The following is a 1,658-nucleotide window of genomic DNA, read 5'->3' on the forward strand; positions in this document are numbered from 1 at the left end:
AACAATTCCCGAAGAGCCGAGTTTATTAAGTGAGATTATTCACTGATAACTGATAACTGATAACTGATAACTGATAACTGATTAATCAAAAAGACGAAAATAGGGGTAACGTTTGGGAACCCCCGGTTCTTTTTCCAGATCAAAATTAATTACATCCCAACAGGGTTCATCGGGGGCATCGGGGCTAAATTCTACTGGTAAACCGTAGAGACGGGGAATAGTGGCTTCACCCGGTCCATTACCGCGCCAAGTGGTGTTACGTTCTAGGTAGGAACTAACTAAATCGCGATAACGGTTGGCAATAATTACTTTAGTCGCTTTAAATCCTTGAGTATAGAGGCGATCGAGTGCTTCGTGAATCTCAAAACGAATACCATCCGGGTGAGTGTGTTGACGATACCACTCACCATTCCAGAGTCGCCAATGCCGTCCTGACTGCAAGTGAACCAACTCACCCGTTTTGGGATCGGCTTCAAAAGCCCCGTGGCGCGGACACAAATAGGTATCCGTCAAAGTGAGGGCAGGGATTAGCTGCCGACAGTGAGGACAATGGATATCGGGGCCAAAAACAGGGTATTGTAAACTTGCATTGATCATGGAAGAACCTAAACTAAAAATTGCTATCTTTGTACCAATAAGCCTATCCATATTATACCCAACCAAATTGGACGGGTATTCTCTTTCGACTTTAGTGCAGCTCCTTTCATGTCTTTAGATAACTTAAGATCAACTTCTAATTTCTGGCCGCTTGTCGATGTCAGTCAAGCGGCTTTTATCGCCCCCAATGCCACGGTAATGGGCGATATTTCCCTAGCTGTCGGGGTGAGTGTTTGGTATGGGGCGGTATTGCGCGCCGACGTGGAACGCATCGAAATTGGGGCCTATACTAATATCCAAGATGGGGCGATCCTACACGGAGATCCGGGCAAAATTACTATCCTTGAAGATTACGTTACCATCGGGCATCGGGCGGTAATTCACGCAGCCCATATTGAACGCGGTTGTTTAATCGGCATTGGGGCAGTGATTCTCGATGGTGTGCGCGTCGGGGCGGGTAGTATTGTCGGGGCGGGTAGTATTGTGACAAAAGATATACCACCGCGATCTTTAGTGGTGGGTATTCCCGCTAAACGCGTCCGGGAAGTCTCGCCACAGGAGGCTCAAGAGTTGATCGAACACGCCGAGCGCTATGCTAAACTTGCCCTCGTTCATGCGGGAAAAGCTACTGATACTGGATTCCCAAAACGGGCGGATTAGGGTATAAATATAAAATGAGAATCAAGTAACAATCTTTTAAGCACTGACCGAGGAGAAGGAAATCTATGGACTGGAGAGTGTTGATCGTTTTAACCCCTTTGCTTATTGCTGCTGGCTGGGCTGTCTTCAATATCGGTGCTGCCGCTATTAGACAAGCTCAACAGTTTCTCAGCAAACAAAGTTAATAAAAGTTTATACTTCTTAGTAAAACCGACCGCCTAGGCGATCGGTTTTTAATTTTTCCTTATCGGGCGATCACTGATTGGGGTGTAGGGTGTAGGGTGTAGGGTGTAGGGTGTAGGGTGTAGGGTGTGGGGTGTAGGGTGTAGGGTGTAGGGTGTAGGGTGTGGGGTGTAGGGTGTGGGGTGTAGGGTGTGGGGGGAATAAATAAAAATAATCTC

At 47.1% G+C, this 1,658-nt stretch carries 3 protein-coding genes; 2 read left to right on the forward strand and 1 reads right to left on the reverse strand.

Annotated elements, in window-relative coordinates; all coding sequences use genetic code 11:
• Positions 1-81: 81 nt before the first annotated feature.
• A complete protein-coding gene (locus PX636_RS01540) occupies positions 82-597 on the reverse strand; it encodes a TIGR02652 family protein (protein ID WP_012265996.1) in 516 nt (171 codons plus the stop codon).
• Positions 598-705: 108 nt separating this feature from the next.
• On the opposite strand from PX636_RS01540, the gene PX636_RS01545 reads away from it, so the two are divergent.
• Together PX636_RS01545 and PX636_RS01550 are read left to right on the forward strand one after the other, a co-directional pair.
• Entirely contained in the window at positions 706-1,257 is a 552-nt protein-coding gene (locus tag PX636_RS01545) for a gamma carbonic anhydrase family protein (RefSeq protein WP_002798512.1), read from the forward strand.
• 65 nt (positions 1,258-1,322) lie between these two features.
• Positions 1,323-1,442, forward strand: a complete 120-nt coding sequence (locus PX636_RS01550) for a photosystem II protein Y (RefSeq protein ID WP_044035004.1) — start codon at positions 1,323-1,325, stop codon at positions 1,440-1,442.
• Positions 1,443-1,658 lie beyond the last annotated feature (216 nt).

The organism is Microcystis sp. M53598_WE2 (genome assembly GCF_030067735.1).
GTDB classification, from domain to species: Bacteria; Cyanobacteriota; Cyanobacteriia; order Cyanobacteriales; family Microcystaceae; genus Microcystis; species Microcystis aeruginosa.